At 28.3% G+C, this 5,587-nt stretch carries 6 protein-coding genes; 1 reads left to right on the top strand and 5 read right to left on the bottom strand.

Features of this window, described 5'->3' with window-relative positions:
* Window positions 1-108: 108 nt before the first annotated feature.
* Window positions 109-849 carry an SDR family NAD(P)-dependent oxidoreductase gene (locus tag OM90_RS11725; RefSeq protein WP_058487054.1) on the bottom strand — a complete coding sequence of 247 codons (741 nt, stop codon included), beginning with the start codon at window positions 847-849 and terminating at the stop codon, window positions 109-111.
* Window positions 850-1,134: 285 nt separating this feature from the next.
* Between OM90_RS11725 and OM90_RS12470 the strand changes: the two genes are divergently transcribed.
* Entirely contained in the window at window positions 1,135-1,458 is a 324-nt protein-coding gene (locus tag OM90_RS12470; RefSeq protein WP_084758058.1) for a helix-turn-helix domain-containing protein, read from the top strand.
* On the opposite strand, the gene OM90_RS11720 is transcribed toward OM90_RS12470, so the two are convergent.
* The 4 genes from OM90_RS11720 to OM90_RS11705 form a co-directional block, all read right to left on the bottom strand.
* Complete coding sequence (locus OM90_RS11720) at window positions 1,383-2,156, bottom strand: hypothetical protein (RefSeq protein ID WP_160323669.1); 774 nt, start codon at window positions 2,154-2,156, stop codon at window positions 1,383-1,385. The two genes, OM90_RS12470 and OM90_RS11720, sit on opposite strands and share 76 nt — an antisense overlap.
* A gap of 347 nt (window positions 2,157-2,503) precedes the next feature.
* On the bottom strand, window positions 2,504-2,989 hold the full coding sequence (locus tag OM90_RS11715; RefSeq protein ID WP_242860909.1) for an AIPR family protein: 486 nt from the start codon (window positions 2,987-2,989) through the stop codon (window positions 2,504-2,506).
* Complete coding sequence (locus OM90_RS11710) at window positions 2,986-3,642, bottom strand: hypothetical protein (protein WP_058487051.1); 657 nt, start codon at window positions 3,640-3,642, stop codon at window positions 2,986-2,988. The genes OM90_RS11715 and OM90_RS11710 overlap by 4 nt, the downstream gene beginning before the upstream one ends.
* Window positions 3,643-3,934: 292 nt before the next feature.
* The gene (locus OM90_RS11705; protein WP_058487050.1) at window positions 3,935-5,206 is read right to left on the bottom strand and encodes a hypothetical protein; all 1,272 of its coding nucleotides are present in this window, start codon (window positions 5,204-5,206) and stop codon (window positions 3,935-3,937) included.
* Window positions 5,207-5,587 lie beyond the last annotated feature (381 nt).

Below are 5,587 nucleotides of genomic sequence, written 5' to 3'. Positions count from 1 at the left end.
AAGTACTAAAAAAACGGTTCTCATAATTGCAAAGAACCGTTCCTATGGTTGAAGATTGATATATTATTTAAATTTTTTCTCAGTATACTAAAAAACTAAATGGCAAAGTTATTGTTGACTCCAGCCGCCATCAACCAAAATTGCTTGACCTGTTGTAAAATTACTGTCTTCTGAAGAAAGGAATGCAATCATATTGGCTATTTCTATAGGTTTTCCAAGGCGTCCTGCTGGTGTCGCATTAGTGAATGCTTTGGTCATTTCAGGTGTATTATTAGCTAGAATAGGAGTGGCAATAATACCCGGAGATACAACATTAACTTGAATGTTATATTTTGCATATTCCATGGCAACTTGTCGGCTCATAGAAACTACTGCACCTTTAGAAGCCGAGTAACTTGGAAGTCCAGCTAAACCAACATGAGCTGCTAAAGAAGCAACGTTAACAATTTTTCCTGCCCCTTTTTCCAACATACATGGCAATACAGCTTTCATACCCAAAAAAACACCTTTAACATTGACATTCATCATTCGATCAAATTCTTCTTCGGTAAGATCAATTATATTTGTAGCTTCCGAAATACCTGCAATATTACAAAGAATATCAACCTTTCCAAATTCAGATTCTGTTTTTCCCATTAATGATGTCCATTGGTCCCATTTGGTAACATCTAATGGGATAGATATTGCTTGTCCACAACATTGTTTAATTTCTTCTGCAGTTTCATCAGAAGCTTTGATATCAGCGCATACAACCTTTGCTCCTTGCTTAGCAAACGTAAAGGCTGTTTCTTTTCCAATACCTGATCCTGCACCTGTAATAACAGCCACTTTTCCAGTTAAATCAACCATTATAATATCCTCCTATCATTTATAATGTTAATGAAATATTATCAATTATAATAATGTGAATAATTTAATTAAATTATTCTTAGTTTTCAGAAGAGTATTAAATATACTAAACTGGAAATTTTTTATATTTTACAGGATCAGTAAGCAATACATCGGCTTGTTGCTTCATACGTATTCGTAAAACATCTGCATTGTACTTCACTTTAATGGATAGGCTATACTAAATAGGACAAATTAATTCCGAACAATGGTATAATATATTATATATCATGAGAAGGAATTGTTATGGCAAAAAGATATGAGGAAGAATTTAAAAAACAAATAGTATCATTATATAATAATGGAAAAAGCTTAGCAGAAATTAGTAGAGAATATAAAATAGCTAAATCAACCGTTAAAGTTTGGATTGAAAGATATAATAAAACAGAATCTTTTAATATAAATGATAATCGCACTGAAGAAAAAAAAGAGATAATAGCTTTAAGAAAAAGACTTAAAGAGCTTGAAATGGAATATGTTAATAAGATGATTTTTTACTTGAATACTGATACTAAATCAAGCCAGCTATCATCTACTTTGAAATACAAATCATTGCCAACTCTTACATAATTATGACTTGTAAAATCAACCCCTATAACCAAACCATTTGACAATTTTACTTTTAACGGAACCATATCGTCAGCATATTTACAATATAATTTATGAATTTCACTTTCATCAATACCAGTATTTTGATATACATTTTCCTGTAAGAAATCATTTCCACCATATTCTTTAGTAAATAATCCATCATAAAAATCTTTAATAAAAGTTTTATCTGTTATTTTTTTACCTTTTTTATTTTCTATATAAACTATACTATCAGCAGAGGTTATACCATAAACCGATAAAACCTCATCAGCTGTCTGAGTGTCCTCATCAAAACAAGAACCAATTAGAGCGTGATAGTAATCTCCTTTTGAACTTTGAACAATCATCCTTGGAACCCAATCATTTTCTGTAACAGGAGCATTTACATATCGATATAACTTATAAGTATCCTTATTATCACTGTTAATTTGAACTATCACCTCACCTAAATACGCCCCTATTATGTCTAAACTAATTGATTCCTCTAGATCATAATTATTATAAGCAGGACTTTTAGGTGTATTTACAACAGAATAAATCTTAGTGTTAAATTTAAAACATACTTCAAATGGACTAGAATCTTTTTCTTGATTAATATCTTCTTTTAGAAATAGGTTTGATAAAGGGCTAATCAATAACAGTAAGGCAATACAAGCTATTGGCATTATCCACTTCATATATATTATTTTTTTATGTCTATTAAATTTTTCAGCCTCTATAATATTATTGTCAATATCAGTAATTTTTTTAAATAATTCTTTTCCTCTTATAATTTTAAGCCCTCCCTTTCTAAATATTTTCTAAGTTTGTTACGTGTTCGCATAAGCATTGATTTCATTTCAACTATGCCACTTTTCCACAGTGGATATATTCCCACTAAGCACTCATTTAACAAGAGATTCTGCCATTCTACAAATCAGAAAAATACACAGAACCTCTTATTTATTACACTTTCAATCTTTTTACTTTTCAACCTGCGACATCAATGTGACGTACTCCACATGCATGGAGATTGGATTTGGGATTAAAAGAAATCTTCATCTCTAAGAGATGTAATTATTTTATTACAATAAATAATAATTTTTTTACTATTCATTGGAGGAATATCTGGCCCAGCAGAAATCATTCTGTATAACATTAATATATGATATCTAAATCTCCACAGTTCATCTGATATTATTCCTTTGTTAAAAGCTTCTTCTATTTTTATATAAGCTATCGAAGATACATAATCACTATCTCTGTATTGATTTGTTCGACGTTCATAAAATAATTTCAAGTCATCATTGGGCAGTGCATTATAAAACAATTCAAGATTTTTCTGAAATTCACTTAGAGCTTCAAGTTGTTCAATACCAACAGCAGTTTGATTATTCGTTGCCCTGGTAATTTGACTTTTAATATCATAATCATTTGTTACAATAATTTTCAATGGTATATAAACTTTCTCTATTCCTTTTTTATTTCTATTATCATAAAGAACGTGACTAGTTTGACATCCATTAACTATTTGATAATTTGAAATGTATCATTTATATCTTTATTAACTGGATTATCATCTTGTTCAAGATAATCTCTAATATTATCATCATAAACTGATTTCATATTACCATCATCATCAATTATAATATTTCGATATTCACTAAAAGGTAGTAAACCAGAATAAGCAACTTGAACTCCTGGTATAGAAGGCAAAGTTACTTTCTTCTCAAAATGAATTTTAGCAGAATTAGGTTCTTTAGTCTTACGATATAAATATTGTAATTTTTTTGAGTCACAGGGTTGGAATTCAATCTTTTCAAATAGATTAGTTTGGTCTAATTCAACCTTATTATTTTCAATTATTGTAACCAATGTGCTGTCATTTTGCCAACTTCCATTACATACGTAATATAGTTTGCATATTGGATTTCGCTCTTTCATTAGGTCTTTAATTTCTTGAACTGTTGAACACAGTTTATTATTAACAATGATAGCCAATCCATCAATACCTGGTGTTCCACATCCTGTCAGAATATTTTTCAATTCAAATCTTACTGAATCATACTCTTTATTAACAATACAATAATTTGCGAACCATTCAAATTGGTCTTCTAATTCCATATGTTTAATGTTTTTACTTCTAACAAATTCATTAAGAAAACTTCTTATAATTGCATTCAAACCTAATTCCCTTCCTTATAAAAAAACAAATTGGATGATTGTGAAACTCTATAACTTTTTAAAAAAACTATAATGTTAACAAAACATAATTTATACACATAACTTTTTTTAAAAAAACACAAAAATTTATTTCACATTTTATTATTACAGTAAAGACACAATTCTTTGATTTATTTTACTTGAATTCATTTTCTCTATGTCACTTTATTTACTTAATCTGTTCTTTTTTTAAGCAAGTCTAGTATTTTTATTATATTTAACGTCTATATTGTTCTAAAAAGCTTACAGATAATTAAATCCCTCCAACAACACTAAATGCAGTTATAACTTTATTATTAAAATCTTCAACAAACTTATTACGTTTATCAAGAGTTATTGCTGTCTGGCTGTCCCATGAATATTTCAAAAGAAATCCTGGACAAATATTGAGTTTATCATAATTTTTATTTAGGATTTTTTCCTGAATTATACTTCTATCTTCTGGAACAATTATTTGATTCTTCTCAAGATTGTTAAACAGTTTATTGAATTCTTTCCTTTTAACTTGTTTTAAGTTTTTATATTCTTTTTTCCAAAACTTCAAATAGTCCTCAACGGATAAATTACCTTCAAACCATAATAAATTACTGGAACGATATGAAATATGAAAATTATTTGATACTTCAAATCCTTGGTCTTGTAAATGAAGTAATTTATCTATATCTAGTTTTTCAAATGTTTCTCTAGCAGAATTCATAGTGTCTCCTGCATACATCCAAAGGTCAATTGTCCAACCTGAAACTGCTTTATTTGCATCAAGTGCTATCTTTTTAATCGTATTTTTTCCACTTTCAACATAGTATTTCCATCCTCTATGGTACTTCACTTCAGTACTTACTCCTTTAATATCACAACTAGCCATAACAGAAATACAACGCCTATTCAATAAATACAAATCATCTTTACAAACACCAAATGTAGTATATGGGTTGATCCAAGAATATTCATTATCTACATACTCTATAAAATCCTCTATCATTGTTCGTTCCAACCCCCATACCATTTTGTTTTGAATTATGGAGTTCAAACCTTTAATAATCTTTCTCCAAGAAAGGCAGCATGGTTTATCAATTATAGATACATCAATATCATCTGGAATATTTGGATTTAACTGTCTAAGCCAAATATTATCCTTTGATGGTTTATTTTCTATAATGAATAACCAAGAAGGATTACACAATATCACACCATCATAACGTGCTTGTCTATCATCGTTCTGAACCTTCGCTATTGATTCCAGTTTATCATCAGAAATTATTATTGAAAGTAAAGTTCGCCCTTCGAGCAAATTAGATGTAAAAATCTTATTTGAACTTGATAATTGAGTATATACTTCTTCAACGCTTAAATCTCCATACGATATTGAATCTATATTGAACTCTGTCATTTCTCTTCTTACCATTTCAAAAAACATCACCTGAACTATTGGTATATTTTTTAATATGACAAGAAAACTCCTTGTAAGCTCATCTTCATGGTTATTTGACTTGTTTTTATAAGAATTAAAAATATTTAAATGATCCATTTCGTATCACCTCACTAAATATCCTAATCAACATCTTCTTCCTCGTAAAAACTAATTGTAACCTTAAAATTTTTTTAGTACATAATTTTAGATCATCACTCTCTATAATGTTTATATGTTATCATCTTTTAATACATCTTCAAGACTAATAAATATTAATGCTAAAATAATAATTAACAAGATTAAAAATATAAAACTTAACAAAATCATTAATAAAATATTTATAAAGTACTGAGGTTCAAGACAAACTATATAAAAATATTATAAAATATTTTAAAAAAATAAAATAGAGCCTGCTAATAGATTTATAAGTAGATTAATTCCTTATAACGGAGAGTTTGAAACTGAAGAAGAATTAATTAAAATAATCAATAAATTAAG

Source organism: Defluviitalea phaphyphila (assembly GCF_001466305.1).
Classification (GTDB): domain Bacteria; phylum Bacillota; class Clostridia; order Lachnospirales; family Defluviitaleaceae; genus Defluviitalea_A; species Defluviitalea_A phaphyphila.
This window is presented reverse-complemented; position numbering and strand designations above follow the sequence as displayed.

Coding starts and splice junctions, on each gene's coding strand:
- OM90_RS11725 (WP_058487054.1), bottom strand. CDS start 849: ATGGTTGATTTAACTGGAAAAGTGGCTGTTATTACAGGTGCAGGATCA.
- OM90_RS12470 (WP_084758058.1), top strand. CDS start 1,135: ATGGCAAAAAGATATGAGGAAGAATTTAAAAAACAAATAGTATCATTA.
- OM90_RS11720 (WP_160323669.1), bottom strand. CDS start 2,156: ATGAAGTGGATAATGCCAATAGCTTGTATTGCCTTACTGTTATTGATT.
- OM90_RS11705 (WP_058487050.1), bottom strand. CDS start 5,206: ATGGATCATTTAAATATTTTTAATTCTTATAAAAACAAGTCAAATAAC.